This is a genomic window from Shimia litoralis, assembly GCF_005518135.1.
GTDB classification, from domain to species: Bacteria; Pseudomonadota; Alphaproteobacteria; order Rhodobacterales; family Rhodobacteraceae; genus Shimia_E; species Shimia_E litoralis.
In genome coordinates this window covers 14,462-32,022 of the sequence record NZ_SULI01000015.1, presented here as the reverse complement: position 1 = coordinate 32,022, position 17,561 = coordinate 14,462, and the positions used below count along the sequence as shown (strand labels likewise).

At 55.7% G+C, this 17,561-nt stretch carries 10 protein-coding genes; all 10 read left to right on the top strand.

Going from position 1 to position 17,561, the window contains the following annotated elements; all coding sequences use genetic code 11:
* Positions 1-165 precede the first annotated feature (165 nt).
* The 10 genes from FAP39_RS12225 (at position 166) to FAP39_RS12180 (ending at position 17,529) form a co-directional block, all read left to right on the top strand.
* Entirely contained in the window at positions 166-2,064 is a 1,899-nt protein-coding gene (locus tag FAP39_RS12225) for a multiheme c-type cytochrome (protein WP_246059122.1), read from the top strand.
* Positions 2,065-2,285: 221 nt separating this feature from the next.
* On the top strand, positions 2,286-4,640 hold the full coding sequence (locus FAP39_RS12220) for a FecR domain-containing protein (RefSeq protein WP_138016688.1): 2,355 nt from the start codon (positions 2,286-2,288) through the stop codon (positions 4,638-4,640).
* Positions 4,641-4,662: 22 nt separating this feature from the next.
* Positions 4,663-9,537, top strand: a complete 4,875-nt coding sequence (locus FAP39_RS12215) for a PKD domain-containing protein (RefSeq protein ID WP_138016687.1) — start codon at positions 4,663-4,665, stop codon at positions 9,535-9,537.
* Positions 9,537-11,267 carry an adenylate/guanylate cyclase domain-containing protein gene (locus FAP39_RS12210; RefSeq protein WP_138016686.1) on the top strand — a complete coding sequence of 577 codons (1,731 nt, stop codon included), beginning with the start codon at positions 9,537-9,539 and terminating at the stop codon, positions 11,265-11,267. The genes FAP39_RS12215 and FAP39_RS12210 overlap by 1 nt, the downstream gene beginning before the upstream one ends.
* A gap of 371 nt (positions 11,268-11,638) precedes the next feature.
* Positions 11,639-14,500, top strand: a complete 2,862-nt coding sequence (locus FAP39_RS12205; protein ID WP_138016685.1) for a monovalent cation/H+ antiporter subunit A — start codon at positions 11,639-11,641, stop codon at positions 14,498-14,500.
* Between the two features lies 1 nt (position 14,501).
* Positions 14,502-14,852, top strand: coding sequence for a Na+/H+ antiporter subunit C (locus FAP39_RS12200; RefSeq protein ID WP_138016684.1), 351 nt, complete (start codon positions 14,502-14,504; stop codon positions 14,850-14,852).
* Positions 14,849-16,393, top strand: a complete 1,545-nt coding sequence (locus FAP39_RS12195; RefSeq protein ID WP_138016683.1) for a monovalent cation/H+ antiporter subunit D — start codon at positions 14,849-14,851, stop codon at positions 16,391-16,393. Before FAP39_RS12200 ends, FAP39_RS12195 begins: the two co-directional genes overlap by 4 nt.
* On the top strand, positions 16,390-16,887 hold the full coding sequence (locus tag FAP39_RS12190) for a Na+/H+ antiporter subunit E (protein WP_138016682.1): 498 nt from the start codon (positions 16,390-16,392) through the stop codon (positions 16,885-16,887). The genes FAP39_RS12195 and FAP39_RS12190 overlap by 4 nt, the downstream gene beginning before the upstream one ends.
* Positions 16,884-17,153 carry a K+/H+ antiporter subunit F gene (locus FAP39_RS12185; RefSeq protein WP_138016681.1) on the top strand — a complete coding sequence of 90 codons (270 nt, stop codon included), beginning with the start codon at positions 16,884-16,886 and terminating at the stop codon, positions 17,151-17,153. Before FAP39_RS12190 ends, FAP39_RS12185 begins: the two co-directional genes overlap by 4 nt.
* Before the next feature lie 7 nt (positions 17,154-17,160).
* Complete coding sequence (locus tag FAP39_RS12180) at positions 17,161-17,529, top strand: Na+/H+ antiporter subunit G (protein WP_138016680.1); 369 nt, start codon at positions 17,161-17,163, stop codon at positions 17,527-17,529.
* Positions 17,530-17,561: the final 32 nt, after the last annotated feature.

Sequence of the window (17,561 nt, the reverse complement as noted above, 5' to 3'; positions counted from 1 at the left end):
CCTACATGAAGTTTGGGCGTGCCTTCTTCAAAATTGGCGTTATGTATAGTGTTCGCTGGTCTTGTCTGTTCTGGACCAGTGTGTCGTCTTTACTTTCTGTCAGCGGGTCTAAGTGCAATGCGTGTCATGATTTTCCGATTATTTGCTTTGCCTCTGGGCCTTTACTTGCAGTTGTTTTCTGTATCGCTGGTGCACGCTCAGCCCGATTTCGTCGGAAGCGAGACCTGTATTGCCTGCCACAAAGACCAAGCCGAGGCATGGCGTGGATCACATCATGATTTGGCATGGACAGAGCCCAGCGCCGATACAATATTGGGCGACTTCGAGAATACCGAATTCACCCACCAAGGTGTGACGTCCAAGTTTTCAAAAGATGGTGACAGCTTCATTATTGAAACCGAAGGCCCGGACGGAGAAATGACCAAATTTCCCGTCAAGGCTGTGCTCGGGGTTGCTCCGCTTCAGCAATATGCCGTGGAAACAGAACCTGGGCGGCTGCAAAGCTTTGACATTCCGTGGGATGTTCCCCAGCAGGAATGGTTTCACATGTACCCCGACCAAAACCTGCCCGCTGGGGATGGCTATCATTGGACGGGGCCCTATAAAACTTGGAATGCGCGGTGTGCCGAGTGCCACGCGACGGATTATCAACGCAACTATGATGCCGCCACGCGCCAGTATTCAAGCACGCAATCCGAAATTGGCGTGGGCTGCGAGGCTTGCCATGGCCCGGGCTCATCGCATGTAGACTGGGCCAATGATGTCCCCATTCGCGAACGGGTCCACGGATTGTCGGACAAGGGTCTGATGGTCGACTATGCTGCGGGCGATGCGGAAACCGAAATTCAGCAATGCGCAAGCTGTCATGCGCGGCGCGAACCTCTCTTGGGTGGATCACCCGTTGCAGGCACGCCGTTCCATGATGCATATCGCTTGTCCACACTGCGCGCCCCCCTGTACGAGCCAGACGGGCAAATCCTTGACGAAGTATACGTATATGGCTCGTTTCTTCAGTCCAAGATGTACGACCGTGGTGTGACGTGTTCAAATTGTCATGACGTGCACGCTGCCAATCGTGTGGCAGAGGGCAACGCTGTATGCACACAGTGCCATTCTCCTGCTGCGAACCCCGATTTCAAAACGTTAAAAGCCGTGGATTATGATACGCCAGAGCACCATTTTCACGCCCAAGACAGTGAAGGGGCCCAGTGCAAAAACTGCCACATGATCGAGCGCACCTATATGGGCGTCGATGGCCGACGGGATCATTCTTTTCGGGTGCCACGACCTGATCTCACCGTAAAGACCGATGCCCCCAACGCCTGCAATGATTGCCATACAGACCAAAGCCCCCAATGGGCCGCGCGTCAGCTTGATAAGCAGTTTCCGAATTCCAAATATCGTGGAACCCACTTTTCCGAGACCTTCCATGCAGTCCAGCAAGGCACCCCAGATCAGGGACGCGCATTAGCTGATATTGCCTTGTACGAAGGCCTGCCCGCAATTGTACGCGCGTCTGCGCTCGAGATGATATTGCCCTATGCGACACCAGAGCTGGCCACAGATCTGCAAGGCCTATTGACCCACGAAGATGCACTCATTCGCGCCCATGCGGTGGCCGTACAAAGATCCGCATCATCCACGACCATGGTGCAAAATTTGGTTCCGATGCTTGACGACGCGCGACGCGCCGTTCGGATTGCTGCCGCGCGCGAGCTGCTTTCCGCTCCGATCGCTCGCCTGCCGAGCGCGATGGACAAAGCTCTCAAATCGGCAATGGCCGAATGGCAGTCATCGTTGCTGGTCAAGGCAGACTTTCCGGAAACACAGCTTGTGTTGGCAGGTATCGGCCTCACAACCCGCAACTATGCCTCTGCCCGGTCAGCTTTTGCAGAGGCCGTCGAACTTGATCCACAACTGGTGCAAGCATGGGTCATGATGGTGCGCATTGACGCCGCGCTGGAAGGCCCCGAGAAAGTGCGTGAAACGCTGAGGTCAGCATTGGAATTGAACCCGTCTGATCCAAACCTGCGCGCTCTTCAAGCGCAACTGGACGCAAACTAGCACTGCCCAAGCTGAGATTTTGCAACGGCCATAGGCGCTTCACGTGCGGATTTTGACATCACAAATCAAATTCCGCACATATCCTAGAAACAGTGCCTAGAATTCCTTCGTATTGTTGTGTCCAGAATATCAGTTTTAGGGAAAACTTGCCTAAAACCTTATTCTAGAGGACACTCTTGGAATATTATTAAAATAATTGACGCACATTTGTGAGGTTTTTGATGACCGTCTGTTCGGGCACAATGTTGCGTGGCACTCGGCTGGCTATCTCTGTGATAGCCGTCTCAACACTTGCACTCTGGACATCCGTCACCCCTGCGAGAACCGACACAAGCGGTATTGACGCACCATATCAGACCGTGACGTTTGCTGAAAATGACGTCCTGAGAAATCTTGTCCAAGAGCATCTGAATGATCCCGATCTCTGGCCAGTGATCTTGCGCATCAACGGCATTGACTCGGTGGCTGACCTGCACCCCGGCGTCGTTCTAAAGATGCCTGTGCAACAGGTTGCGGCCGCAGATCAGGCGCTGCACACGTCACTGAGTTCCATCCAAAAGGCGACATCTGTTGGCGCCCGCTTGTTTGCGCCGTCTGAAATTGGCGATGCGATCTCAAATCGGGATGCCGCCGTGAGCCGCCGCGAAGACGGCGATTGGGCCGAGGTGGTTTCGTTTTCCGGGCTTGCCAATAAGTTTGCGCTGGCTGCCATCGACATATCCTTACAGCAACGCAACCAAGCAGCAGAAGCGCTGGTCACCGACGTGCATGGCGACGTGGAAGGACGCGAACCCTCGGAAGTCACATGGAGCAATCGCGCACTGAACGACTCCCTTGTGGAATTCGAGCGCGTGCGCACGCTGTCGGACAGTACAACCCAAGTCACATTTCGCGACCTGAGCCGCCTGCGATTGAACCCCAATTCAAACGCCACCATTCAACGCATGCGCAGCGACCCTTTGACCGGTGGCGAAGTCACCAAGGTCAGCCTGACCAACGGCGACTTTTATGCCTTGCTCAGCCAGCTTTCTGAGACATCCGCGTTCGAAATTGACATCAAGGGGATCGAAACACGTACGGAATCAAGTGACTTTTGGGTAAAACAAGATGCCTCGGGCACGCGGTTCGTAAATTATGACGACGCCACACTGGATATCACACAGGGTTCCGAGACGATCAAAGTTGGCGCCAACGAGGGGATCGTGATTGATGGCAATGACGCCGTGCGATCAGATGTGCTCGCGCGGCCGACACTTAAGGCGCCCGCGCTTGGTGGCATGGTGTACGGCACAACGGTCCTCTTGGAATGGGAACCTTTTGAAGGTGCGGCAGGGTATTGGTTCGAAGTCGCGCAGGACCCCGGGTTTCACCATATGAAAGCCACCGAATGGGGCATACGCGATACTGTTTTCGATGTTCAGAACCTTGAGCGCGGTCGATACCATTGGCGCGTCGCGGCCTTAGACGCGCTTGGCTTGCCGGGCGAATGGAGCCAAACCCGTGTCTTTTCACTTCAAGTGGATGACGCACCGCCATTTCTCAGTTTGCTGGCACCTGCGTCTGGGGCGCTTGTGAATTCTCCAGAAATCGAACTGTTCGGAGCCAGTGAGAAGGACGCTGCGCTAACCCTCGGAGTCACCCCGATATCGCTGAACAAAGACGGTAGTTTTGTGCATATGGCCATGCTGCAAAAAGGTGAGAATACTCTTGTTCTCAAGGCGGTGGACCCAGCAGGAAACCAGAGCGAAAAAACAATTCTGGTGGTTTACCGTCCGGACGAGAGGGTGACAATCTCACTGGATACGGGCATGGCACAGGACAAAGATGCCTATGTCAGCCGCACCGATACCTTGCTGATCTCAGCGTCATCCTCGGCAAACGAAGGGGCTGACGTCGTACTGAAATCGAACGCTGGCCAAACGGTTGCCCGCGCCAAAGTTCTCGCAAACGGGAAAATCTTGATATCCGCAGCTGCAACAGAAACGCCCACAATCTACCACTTGGACGTGTTGGCTCCCGATGGGACTGCTGAGGGCACGGTATCTCTGACCAGCCTGCGTGACAGCGCACCACCTGATCTCAAGCTGATCGCACCGCTCCCTTTGGCGACCACAGACGAGTCTCTGCTGATTTCGGGTGTCGCAAAAGACGCCAGAACCTTGGTGCTTGATGGCGCCCCGGTCCCCCTTGTCGAAGGCGCATTTTCTATCTCTGTGGAGCTAGAGCATGGAAAAAATTTCTTCGACCTACAGGCCACCGATGCAGCTGGAAACGTGTCGGTCCTAAGCCTTCAAACGTTATATGACATTGATCCGCCAGAAATTATCTCGGCTGAGATACGGCGTTCAGACGGCCAAGACGGCCCCATCGAGATCGTGGTTCAAGCGAGCGACGCCAGCGGCTTGCGCCAAGCTGCGCCGTTTTTGGTGATGATCGGCGACCGTGAACGCGACGGGTTTCTAAGGTGTGACACAACAAGCGGCATGTGCCGGGCAACGTTGCCCGCAGAGCCGGGCGAACTGGAATTGGTTGAAGTGGTTATCGAGGATTACGCGGGTAACGAAGCGATCGAATAGGACAGAGAAGGGAGTCGTGACCATGGGCGACAAGAAAACTCGATTTGGTGGACCTCGGACTTGGGGCTCTGTGCTGGCGTTGGCTTGCATGGCCCCACAGCCTGTGTTCGCCCAAAGCCGTGTCGCGTCTCCCGACCTTGGATTGCTTGTCGTCTATGGGGCCGCGGCCCAAAGCCGCGAAGGCGACGTAGACCACCGAGAACAGATTTTCTTCAGTGTCCCAGCAGATTTTCAGGATCGTCTATATATTCGGGTTTTCGATCCGGAAACCTCTGGCGATCAAGACTTCATCTATGGAAGCCCAGCCGATTCAGAAACGCGGTTTCGCATTTTTGGCGGAACAGGTGCCCTGAGCGGCATTCCATATCCGGACATGGTCGAGAACGGCGCCCGCCCGGTCCGCGCGCCTGATATCACGGCCTCTGGCAAGCAATTGCGGGAGAAAACCTATGACAGTGCACCGAAAACCGATGGCCGCTGGGTCACGTTAGGATCGGTACGCAGCAAACAGGGCGAAATCATTGATGGTCGTTCCTATTTCCGGATGGATGTCGAAGGCCTTAAAGGGAACGACGGAAATGGATATTCCATTGGGTTGAGCACCGCGCGTGACCGAAATCACCCCCCCGAAGATTTCGAAATTTTCTCATATCAGCCCACTATTCGCTGGCCAGGGGAAGGTCCTGCCACTCAGGTTTGGTTTTCCCATGAAGGCGGCCCGGTTACCGTGCAAAATTTTGACGGGGCCAATGGGTCTTTGTCTTTGGGAGAAATGTACAAAGACATCCCCCTCAGGATTTCCGGTCAAGATTTCTGGGCGTCCGATACTCTTACACCGCAGGGCAACAATCTTGCTTTGTCCTTAAGCGGAGGATTTGAGCGCCCGAACGATGTGTCGCTTATGGTGTTTGACAAAGACGGTGCGGCAATCGCGTTGACAATGCCGCCGCGCATCGCGCCAGTTCCTGCCCGTCCCACTGCCATAGCAAGTATCGCCCCTCTCTCAGACTGTGCCTCGGTCGCCTTTGATGGCAGCAGTTCACTAGGAAGCCCCGTTTTGACCTATGAGTGGGACTTTGGGGATGGGACAACGTCAGATGCGCCCGCAGGGGTACATCGCTATACCACCGCAGGGCGCTATGTGGCACAGCTTGGAGTCATCGAGTCCGGCGAGCGCCCAGCGCGCGGTGATCGGACAACTGTCGACGTACATGTGCGCGCCGCCCCGATGGCCCAAGCCGGAAGCGCTATCGGCGTGGCCCCCGGCGAAACCGTGGATTTTGACGCACGTGGGTCTTTGGCGTCTGACACGCCCATCACCAAATATATTTGGACGTTTGGGGATGGTGCCAAAGCTGACGGCGCAAGGGTATCGCATGTCTATCCCAAAGCAGGCGAGTACACGGCGACCCTGCGCGTCGAAGATGCCAGCGGACACCCCTGTTTCTATGCAATGGACACGCGCCAAGTGTTTGTGAACCACGCTCCGTTTGCCGAGGCTGGCACCGATCAAAGCGGTCCTGTGGGGCAAACTTTCAATTTCAGCGCCCAAGATTCCTATGACGTCGACGGCCAGATCCTTGACTATACTTGGGACATGGGAGACGGCGCTGTGCTTGCAGGGCGCGATGTGTCGCATCGCTTTGAAAGCCCCGGGCGCCATGTCGTACGTCTGACGGTGACAGACGACAGTGGCGTGCGCAATCAGTCATCAAATGACGCGATGATTGTGGATGTAAACGCACCTCCTCAACCCAATTTTGTGGCCGCTCCTCGTGCTTTGGCTACGGGCGAAGCTTTCCAACTTGATGGGTCACTATCCACAGACCCCGACGGGACAATTCTCTATCATTTCTGGGATTTCGGAGATGGCAACATCGGCGAAGGACCGGTTGCGACGTATGCATGGAACACGCCGGGACGGTATGACGTCACGCTGACCGTCGTCGACAACAGCGATACGTCGTCCGGCTCGCAATCTGTCCGCCAACAGGTGATCGTGAATGCCGCACCCACCGCCCATGCTGGCGAAGATCAGTTCGTGACGGCCAGCGATCTCTGGTTCGATGCGGGGGCTTCTACAGATCAAGATGGCCGCATTATCCAATACGAGTGGGATTTTGGCGACGGGACCACCGGAACGGGTGCCAAAGTGCGCCACGCCTATGCACGACCGGGCACCTATGACATCGCCCTGACCGTACAAGATGACAGCGGCGCGCCCCGCAATCGAGACCGCGATGTCGCGCAGGTGACGGTAAACGCGCGGCCCATCGCAGATGCCGGTGCGCCACAAACGGTGGCACCCGGCCAAATGTTCGTGGTGGATGCTGGCGCATCACTTGATCCAGATGGTGCCATCAAAGACTATGCGTGGATCTTTCCAGACGGCACTACCAAACACGGCGAACGGGTAGAGCATCACTTTGACACCGCAGGGCTGCACCGTGTGCGCCTGAGCGTGACCGATGATTTCCCGACCGAAGCCGGACAAGACGAAACGGAAATTCTGATTACGGTGAATGCCGCCCCTGTTTCGGTCGCGGGGACCGATATCGTTGTCGCACCGGGCACTATGGTCTCCTTTGACGGGTCGGATTCTTTTGACCCAGATGGGGGCGCGCTGAGCTACCGTTGGGAATTCGATGATCTTGCGCTGCCTCTTAACGCCGCAAAAGTCGAGCGCGCATATGTCAGCCCTGGTGTCTGGGGCGCGCAATTGATTGTCACAGACGACAGCGGCGTCGCAAACGCGACCGCGGTCAACAGCCGCACCATTCGGGTAAATCATCCCCCTATCGCAAACGCTGGCCCCGAAATTTTGACCGATACCCTCAAGGTCGAGCTGGACGCATCGGCCTCGTCAGACGCCGACGGGGACACGCTGTTGTATCGTTGGGATCTCGGAGATGGCTCTCCTGTGCGATTTGGGCAAAAGATCACGCATTTTTATACCAATGCGGGACACTATCCCGTGACGCTTCAGATTGATGACGGGTCTGGCGTAGAAAACGCAACTGCAATTGATGCAACATCCGTCTCCATCAATGCCCGTCCTGTTGCCCAAGCGGGCAGGAATCGTGATGTCTGTTCAGGTGAACCCATCTTGTTTGATGCCTCTGCCAGTCGTGACGCAGATGCAGATTTGCTCCGGTATCGGTGGAATTTCGGAGATGGCACAAACGCAGATATCGTCAACCCAACCAAGACCTATGAACAGCCGGGCACATATGCTGTGACCCTCGAAGTCCAAGACGAGACCGGTGGGGTGCACGGAACCGATGTGGATCGTATCGCCGCCATTGTGCGTGAAGGCCCGATTGCCGATGCTGGCCAAGATCGCACCGTCTGTACAAACCAACAAATCCGCATGGATGGCTCTGGATCAACGGATGCCGATGGCGCAGTAAATGCCTTTGCATGGAGCTTTGGCGATGGCCGCGAAGCAAGCGGCGAACAACCGGTACACATTTTCAAACGCCCCGGTGTTCATACGGTGACCCTCACGATTACGGGTGAAGCGCATGGCACCTGCAGCCCTCTGGACACAGATACCGCGATCTATACTGTTGTGGCATCGCCTGCTCAAATGATTGCTGCGCCGCTTCGTGCGGCCACAGGCAAGCCCATCTTGTTTACCGCTCTTCTCAAAGATGCCGGCGATGCGACACCCATCAGCCATAGCTGGAATTTTAGTGATGGAGTAACAGGAAGCACCGCAGAGGTGATCCGAAGCTTTGACACACCGGGTGTGTATGATGTGACGCTGCAAACCAGCCTTGAAGGTGGAAACGCAGGGTGCAGCACGTTGGACACGGTGCATCGCATCGTTGTCAACAGCGCCCCCATTGCAGCGCTGGATGCCCCTGCCTCCATTGCTTCGGGCGAGGCATTGGTACTTGATGCGAGCGGTTCCACCGATACAGACGGTGCCATCACCCAGTTCCTGTGGGATTTTGGCGACGGGCACACATCGCAGGGTGTATTGGGCGCGCACAGATATGAGACCCCCGGCGACTATGTCATTACGCTCAGTGTCACGGATGACGCAGGGGTGGCCAACTCGACGACTGTTGCGGAAACCGCGATCACGGTAAACCCAAGACCCTTGGCAGGGTTAACTAACCCCGGCCCACTTTGTGTCCAGTCGCCGCGCGAGTGGGTTGCGAACGTTGGGCCAGATATGCAGGCCACGTGGGATTTCTCCGATGGAACCGCCGCACAAGGTAACACGGTGTCACACGCATTTTCTGCCTCGGGCCAATATCCTGTGACCCTGACATTGGATGACGGCAAAGGGTTGGCAAACTCGGTGAGTACCGAAGTGATCGTTGCTCAGGTGAATGCCCCCCCCACCGCACTTGCGGGTGCGGACAGAATTGTATGCCCCGGTGACACAGTCGCCTTGGATGCAAGCAGTTCAACCGACTTGGACGGCACCATTACCGAGTGGCTCTGGGAGTTCTCGGATGGTGTTGAAATGCGCGGCAAGCGTATTGAACGTGCGTTTGACCAACCCGGCCAGATCACCGCCCGCTTGACGGTCACGGACGACAGTGGTGCCACCTGCAATACCGCATTTGACGAGGCCAGTATTCTAGTGAATGCACCTCCCGTCGTGTCCGCAGGCACAGATCGCTCGACGCTGATTTCAGGGGCGCACGATTTTGTTAGGTTTGACGCGAGCGAGGCACGTGACCCAGATGGGCACGGCGTCTTTATTAATTGGGATTTCGGCGATGGGTCAAACGCCCCCGGCGCCGTGGCACGTCATAAATACAGTGCCCAAGGCGATTTCTCTGTTACGGTGACGGCGACAGACTCAACAGGGTTGGCGTGCGGGGTGTCGATGGACACAATCACGGTCAAAGCCCGCGAACGAGATGAATCCGGCTGATGCGTTTCCCTCTACCTCTCAAGTTTTTTGTGTTTGCGGCCAGCATTGCAATCGCCCCCTTGGCGATGGTCGGTGAAAACCTTGTGCGGATCACACGCGACGAACTCAAGAGTGCTGCGAATGAAGACCTGACCGCTGTGGCCACACAATTGCGCAGCGAATTTGATAACGCGTATCGCGGGTTGTGGCTGACTCCCTTGCAGGTGATCCGCAATGGTATCGACAACGACGAATTGGGCGTCGCCCAAAAAGTGTCCTTGCTGACGCTCGGCCTCAAAGAGCTGCCGGATGTGATCGCCTTGCAACTAGCAGTTCACGGGTCGGATTTGCCGATGCTGGTGACGGACCAGACCTATTCCGAAACGCTTCAAGCCCTGAATTTCGACCCTGTTTCAGAGCTCGCCACCAGTGGCGACTTGATTGCGTCGATCAAGGCAACTGGCCAACATGGTCGGCCGCTGGTGTCTCGTATGGCGGGCACAAACGACTGGATTGCCACGGTTGCCCTGCCTCTACAAACCCGCATTGCAGGGCGCGAGGTCACTTTGGTGGCCAAGGTCAATATGAATGCCTTGGGCACCATTGTACAAAATCACCCGTTTCGGCACCGCGGAGAGATCACGGTGATCGATCAGGCTGGGCGCACCGTCCTAAAGCAAGAATCTGAGCTCTTGCTTCAAAGGGATATTGTAAGCTCTGCCATGCCGCTGATCGTAGCGGGCATGCGCGCAGACGCGCTTGTGCCCTACGTGCGGCCCGATGGCACCGCAATGCTGGGCGCCTATGCCTTTAGTGACTGGTTCCCTTGGGCGATCATCACCGAACTGTCAGAACGCAACGCCTATGCGGTCGTATACGAGATGACCCGCCGGATCACGATCGTCGGCCTAATCGGGTTCTCGCTGGCCAGCTTGGCAGCGCTCTTTTTTGCGCGCCGCCTCACCAATCCGATTCTCAGCATTGGACGGGTCGCAGAGCGTGTGGGCGACGGTGATTTTACCGCGCGGGTCGACAACGTGCGCTCCAAAGACGAAATCGGCGATCTTTCTGCGCGCATCAACGTCATGGCGGCGCAATTGGGCGAACGTCTGGAATTGATGAAATTCGTATCACACGGCACCATGAGTGCGATCCAAGAAGCCAAACAAGCTGGCATGTCGCGCGGCGGCAGTCGTCACAGCGTGTCTGTCTTGTTTTCAGACATTCGTGGATACACCGAATTTTCCGAGAGCGTCGCACCCGAAGTCGTGATCGACATGCTGAATATGTATTTAGAAGTCCAGTCGCGCATTGTCGAAGAGCACGGCGGGGATATCGACAAGTTCATCGGCGATGCGCTCGTCGCCGTGTTCGAGGGCGACACAATGGAACAACGCGCTGTGGCCTGTGCCGTTGAGATCAAGCATTCGATGGCGACCCTATTGGCCCAGAACCCAAAATACGGGCTGGATGTAGGGTTGGGTATAGCATCCGGAGAAGTCGTGATGGGTGCCATGGGGGCAAGCGACCGCATGGACTTTACCGTGTTGGGCTCGGTGGTGAATCTCTCGGCGCGTTTGTGTGGCAAAGCCGCGCCCGGAGAGGTTCTTGTCGATCAGGCCACATTCGACGCAAACGCCGGTCTGGACACAGTCAAATTCGACTTGCCTCCTCCGATCTCGCTCAAGGGCTATGCCGCGCCAGTCCAAGCCTATTCCGCGATACCGCAAAAGACGCCTGCACGTGCCTGATTGAATTCAACAGTGCGGCGAAAAAGTGTCTGGACCAACGACCTTGAACCCACGATATCTCTGCACGGGTTGCTGTTCTTAAAACAAATGGTAATTCTGACAATCTGGGCTTGTCGCTTGCGTCGTCATGACGAATGATACGTCCACTATATTCATGTCTCGAAACACGGTTTCGCAAAGACTGTCCGCCGCGCGACCAATTGGCCTCAGGAATCCTGATCTGGCGCAATTTTTGCCCTAGGCGTGGACGATCAGCGCCAAAAACAGCCCTGTCTTCGCTTCATGAACACACGAGGTCTTGCCTAGCGCGAGAAAAACATTAGGCCTATCGGAACGCTTGGGAACAGGCGCCGACTGAAGGAGAATGCTGTATGTCGCTGGTCTTGATCGCGCTGTTGCCGTTTTTGGGCGCTATTCTTCCCCCACTTTTGATCCGTGCTGGCCGAAATGCCGCCGCATGGTCAGCGGGCGGAACAACGCTTTTGGCGCTTGTAGGGTTGTTAACCCACGCCCCAGAGGTGATGCGCGGCGAGGTGTTAACCGCACGCATTGAATGGGTGCCGGCCCTCGGCTTGAATATGAACTTTTTCCTCGATGGTCTTGGCCTCTTGTTCGCGGGTCTTATTCTTGGAATAGGGCTTTTGATCATTCTCTACGCCCGGTTTTATCTGTCACGCGAAGACCCGATGGGGCAGTTTTACGCATATCTTCTGATGTTTCAGGGGGCGATGGTTGGCATCGTTTTATCCGACAACATCCTGCTTTTGCTGGTATTCTGGGAATTGACTTCACTTTCGTCGTTCTTGCTGATTGGCTTTTGGAAGCACCTGCCAGAAGGGCGCCAAGGCGCTCGGATGGCTTTGACCGTCACTGGTTTGGGCGGGCTGTCCATGATTGCAGGGCTTTTGATCTTGGGACAGATCGCCGGCAGCTATGATCTCAGCGTGATCCTGACGCAGAAAGACGCCATTCAGGCGTCTCCGTACTACCTTGTTGCGTTGATCCTGATTCTGATCGGGGCCTTTACAAAATCCGCCCAGTTCCCCTTTCATTTCTGGCTTCCTCACGCCATGGCTGCTCCGACGCCGGTCTCGGCGTACTTGCATTCGGCCACGATGGTCAAAGCAGGCCTGTTCCTCATGGCGCGTCTCTGGCCCGTGTTGGCTGGAACACCCGAATGGTTCTATATCGTGGCCACGACCGGCCTGGTAACCATGGTCGTCGGCGCCAAGATCGCGTTGTTCAAAGACGATCTGAAGGCGCTTCTGGCGTTTTCGACCGTCAGCCATCTGGGTCTGATCACCATGCTGTTGGGGTTCGGCACCAAAATCGCGGCTGTCACCGCGGTGTTTCACATCATCAATCACGCAACGTTCAAAGCGGCCCTTTTCATGTCTGCGGGGATTGTCGATCATGAAACCGGTACACGCGATATCAAGCGTCTTGGCGGGTTGCGCAAATTGATGCCAATCACATTCGCCATGGTGACGCTGGCCAGCCTGTCGATGGCTGGCATTCCACCACTGAACGGGTTTCTATCCAAGGAAATGATGCTGGAAGAGGCCGCGCATACGGTCTGGTGGCATTCGCATTATCTGCTTCCGGCGCTTGTCGTGCTGGGTGCATTGTTCTCGGCTGCGTATTCCTTCCGACTGATTGCACACACGTTCCTCGGCCCCCAGCGCAACGATTATCCTGCACACCCACATGATCCGGGTCCCGGGCTGTGGTTGTCACCCGCGATTTTGGTCAGCCTTGTGGTGCTTATTGGCCTGTTTTCCAAAGCGATTGCAGGGCCGATTGTTGCCGTCGCATCGCAGGCGGTCATCGGCGATGCCGAGCTGCCTTACTATTCTCTCAAAATCTGGCACGGGTTTACCCCAGCCCTCTACATGTCAGCCTTTGCCACTGTGGCAGGTCTGTTTTTGTTGTGGCAACACAAGCCGCTCGAGCGTCTATGGAATGCGTTACCGCGCCCCGAGGCGAAAACCATTTTCGAAGCTTTGATCGCCATGCTAGTGCGCGCGAGCGAACGCCTGACCAATGCCCTCCACGACGGATCATTGACGCGATATGCTGGCATCTTTGTGGTCTTTGTCTTCGGTATGGCCAGCTATGCCTATTTCACAGGAAATGCACCGGCACACATCAAACCGCTTGGCGACCTTGGCCCCTTGGCAGTGATGGGTTGGGTCTGTTTGGTTGTGTCAGCGTCATGTGTGGTGCTGTACCATCGCAATCGCCTCTTGGCTTTGGTCATTATCGGCGTCACTGGCCTGATGGTGTCTTTGACGTTCAACTATTTCTCGGCTCCGGATTTGGCGCTGACCCAGATCTCGGTCGAGGTGGTGACGATCATCCTCCTGCTTCTGGCATTGAACTTTATGCCCAAAGACACACCCATTGATTCGACCAAGGCCCAACGGGTCCGCGATGTGGTCATTTCGATCATCGCCGGTGTGGGTGTGGGTGGACTTCTGTATGCCGTCTTGTTGGGGGATTTCTCGCAACCGTCGATTTCCGAGTACCACCTGGCCAATTCTTATAAAGGCGGCGGCGGCACCAACGTCGTGAACGTGATCCTTGTCGACTTCAGAGGGTTTGATACCTTTGGCGAGATCATCGTTCTGGGTATCGCGGCCGTGGTCATCTTTGCCCTGACAGAATCCGTGCTGGCCTCAAACGTGCGCGCACGACTGCTTAACCGTGAACCAGATCAGCCGATTGCCGGTGATGCCCACCCAATGATGATGGTCGTTGCGACACGTGTGATGATGCCGATCGCCTTGTTGGTGGGGGTCTATATCTTCTTGCGTGGGCACAATCTTCCGGGAGGTGGGTTTATTGCTGGACTGGTCGTCGCCACAGCCTTTGTCATGCAATACATGGCCTCTGGATTTGCTTGGGCGTCCGCCCGACAGACATTCCCATATCACGGGATCATCGGTGGAGGTGTCCTGATCGCCGCAGCCACTGGCATGGGCGCATGGTTCAATGATCTTCCGTTCCTAACAAGCGCCTTTGGATATGTGTATTTGCCGGGACTGGAGAAATTCGAATTGGCCACAGCGGCACTATTCGACCTGGGTGTGTTCCTTGCCGTATTCGGCGCCATCATGCTCGCATTGGAGAGCTTTGCACGATATGCGTGGCAACCCGGCATCGAAAGCGAACATCCAATGGATATCAATCCCGAACGGGATGATCCGAAAGTAAGTGAAGGGGAAGCTTGATATGGAAGCTCTTGTCGCAAGCGCCGTCGCTGTTTTGACCGCATGTGGGGTTTATCTTGTCCTGCGCCGTCGCACCTTTCCGGTCATCTTGGGGTTATCCCTGTTATCGTATGCGGTGAACGTTTTCTTGTTCGCAACGGGTCGGCTTGTGCAAAACATGCCGCCAATCCTGAGCAAATATGCGGACGCCACTTATACTGACCCACTGCCTCAGGCCTTGGTTTTAACCGCGATTGTGATTTCGTTTGGGATGACTGCGCTTGTGGTGATGATTGCCTTGGGTGCATTCCTGTCGTCTGACACGGATCGGATCAACACCACGGACACCCCCGAGTCGGGAGATAACGCATGAGCCACTTGATTATCTTGCCGATTGTTCTTCCGGCCATTCTTGCGCCGTTCATGCTCATGGTGGTGCGTCACCATCTGGATTTGCAGCGTATCTTTTCTGTCGCGGGAACAATGGCTTTCTTGGGCATCGCCATTGCGCTTACCGCTCAAGCGTCAACCGGCGACATCCATGTGTACGAGCTTGGGAACTGGTCTGCGCCCTTTGGCATCGTCTTGGTGCTGGATCGGTTATCAGGTCTTATGGTTCTGCTGACGGCCATTCTCGCCTTGGCAGTGCTGCTCTATAGTATCGGAACCGACTGGGACAAGCGCGGGCACCATTTTCACCCCTTGTTTCAGTTCCAATTGATGGGAGTTGCGGGGGCGTTTCTTACGGGTGACGCATTCAACTTGTTCGTGTTCTTCGAAGTCCTGTTAATCGCCTCATATGGATTGATGATCCACGGTGGCGGCGCCAAACGTCTGCGCGCAGGTTTGCAATATGTCGTCTATAACCTGCTGGGCTCTACACTGTTTCTGTTTGCTCTTGGCACCATCTATGCGGTGACCGGAACGTTAAACATGGCTGACCTCGCAGAGCGGGTGGCAGCCCTGCCCGCGGACGATACCGCCTTGATCCGCGTTGGGGCCATTTTGTTGTTGCTTGTATTCTCGATCAAAGCAGCAGTGCTGCCGCTGCATTTCTGGTTACCAGGAAGCTATGCAAACGCCCCTGGCCCCGTTGCCGCGCTGTTTGCCATCATGACCAAGGTCGGCGCCTATTCCATTCTGCGGATGTACACATTGGTCTTTGGCCCAGACCTAGCGCTAAGCTCGAGTTTGGTTGGGGAGTGGTTGTTGCCAGCCGCCCTGCTCACCTTGGCCGTAGGAATGATCGGCACGCTTGGCACGCGTGACATTTCACGTCTGGCAGCATTTTCCGCAATTGGCTCAATGGGAACTTTGCTTGTTGCAATTTCCATGTTCACGCCCCTCGCGACAGGGGCCGCCATTTATTACATCGTGCACTCGACTTTGGCGACGGCGCTCATATTCTTGATCGCTGATATGGTCGTGGAACGGCAAGGCCCAGCGATCACCCCCACAGTACCGATGGCCCAAAGCGGGCTTATCTCGGTGTTATTTTTCATTGCCGCCATCGCCATGGCGGGCATGCCGCCGCTGTCGGGTTTCTTGGGCAAGATCATGGTGCTTCAGGCCGCTGCGAATACCCCCCAACAAACCCTGATCTGGTCAGTCATCCTTGTGTTTTCACTGGTGGCCATGGTCGGGCTTGCTCGTGCAGGCACAATGGTCTTCTGGAAGACACCGGACGGTTATGAACCCCCAGAGCCCAGCGACGATGCAGACGAACCAGAAGATGCAGTACTGTCTGCGCGCGTGTCGCGTCTGCCATTTGTCGCGGCATTTGGGTTGGTCGCCATGCTTGTCGCTATGACAATCTTTGCGGGGCCTGCCCTGACCTATGCAGAGGCAACCGCCGAACAATTGTTTGACTCAGAGCCATATCGAGACGCCGTCTTACGGAAGGATGCACAATGACCTTGTTACGCAAGCTTTTCCCGCACCCTGTGCTCAGCGTGCTTTTGACCGTTGTCTGGCTGTTGTTGGTCAATCGGTTCTCGATCAACTCTCTGCTGTTTGGCGCCCTTATGGGGGTGATCATTCCCTTTATCATTCGCCCCTATTGGCCGAACATGTTGCGCATGCGCCATCCGCTTAAGATCGCGGAGTTCTGCCTTGTTGTGCTTTGGGATATCGTGGTGGCGAATGTTGTCGTTGCCAAGCTGATCGTGTTCCGCCGCAACAAAGATTTGAAGCCCGCATGGGTGACAGTTCCGCTTGATCTGCGCTCACCAGAAGCCATCACAGTGCTTGCTGGCACAATTACCCTGACACCGGGCACCGTATCGAGCGATATGTCCAGCGAAGGTCACGCCATTCTGGTGCACTGCCTGAATGCCCCCGACCCCGATGCTGTTCGCGACGAAATCAAGTCTCGGTATGAACGCAGACTGAAGGAGATTTTCGAATGATTGATATCGCCATCCACTTCACGTTTGGTTGCTTTGGCGCCGCGCTGTTAATGAACCTATGGAAGATCCTGCGCGCGTCGGGCGTGGGGGATCGTGTGCTGGCCCTTGATACGATGGTCATCAACGTGATTGCCATGATCGTGCTTTATGGCATGTGGTTCAAATCCGAGATCATTTTCGAAAGCGCGCTCATCATTTCCATGCTGGGGTTTGTGTCCACGGTTGCCTATACGCGGTTCATGCTGCGCGGCAACATCATCGAGTGAGGTCCACATGGAACAAGTCTATGAAATTCTAATTGTATTCTTTCTTGTGGTTAGCGGCGTATTTGGTCTTGTCGGGTCTTTCGGTCTGGTGAAACTTCCCGACCCGATGTCACGTTTGCATGCCCCGACAAAGGCCACCACGCTTGGCGTCGGCGGCGTTCTGTTGGCGTCCATGCTGCATTCGGTTCTGATCGAAGGCCGCCTGTCTCTGCACGAACTGCTGATTACGCTGTTTCTGTTTCTCACAGCGCCAATCACGGCCCATTTCATTGCCAAGGCACATATCCACCGCCACGTGAAGTCGGAAGAGCTTCCCAAGCCCGGTGGCGACCATGACTGGGCCTCTCTGGACCAGAGCGACAACACGGCCCCCTAGAACCGCAACACCCCTGTGAGCGCGTAAATACC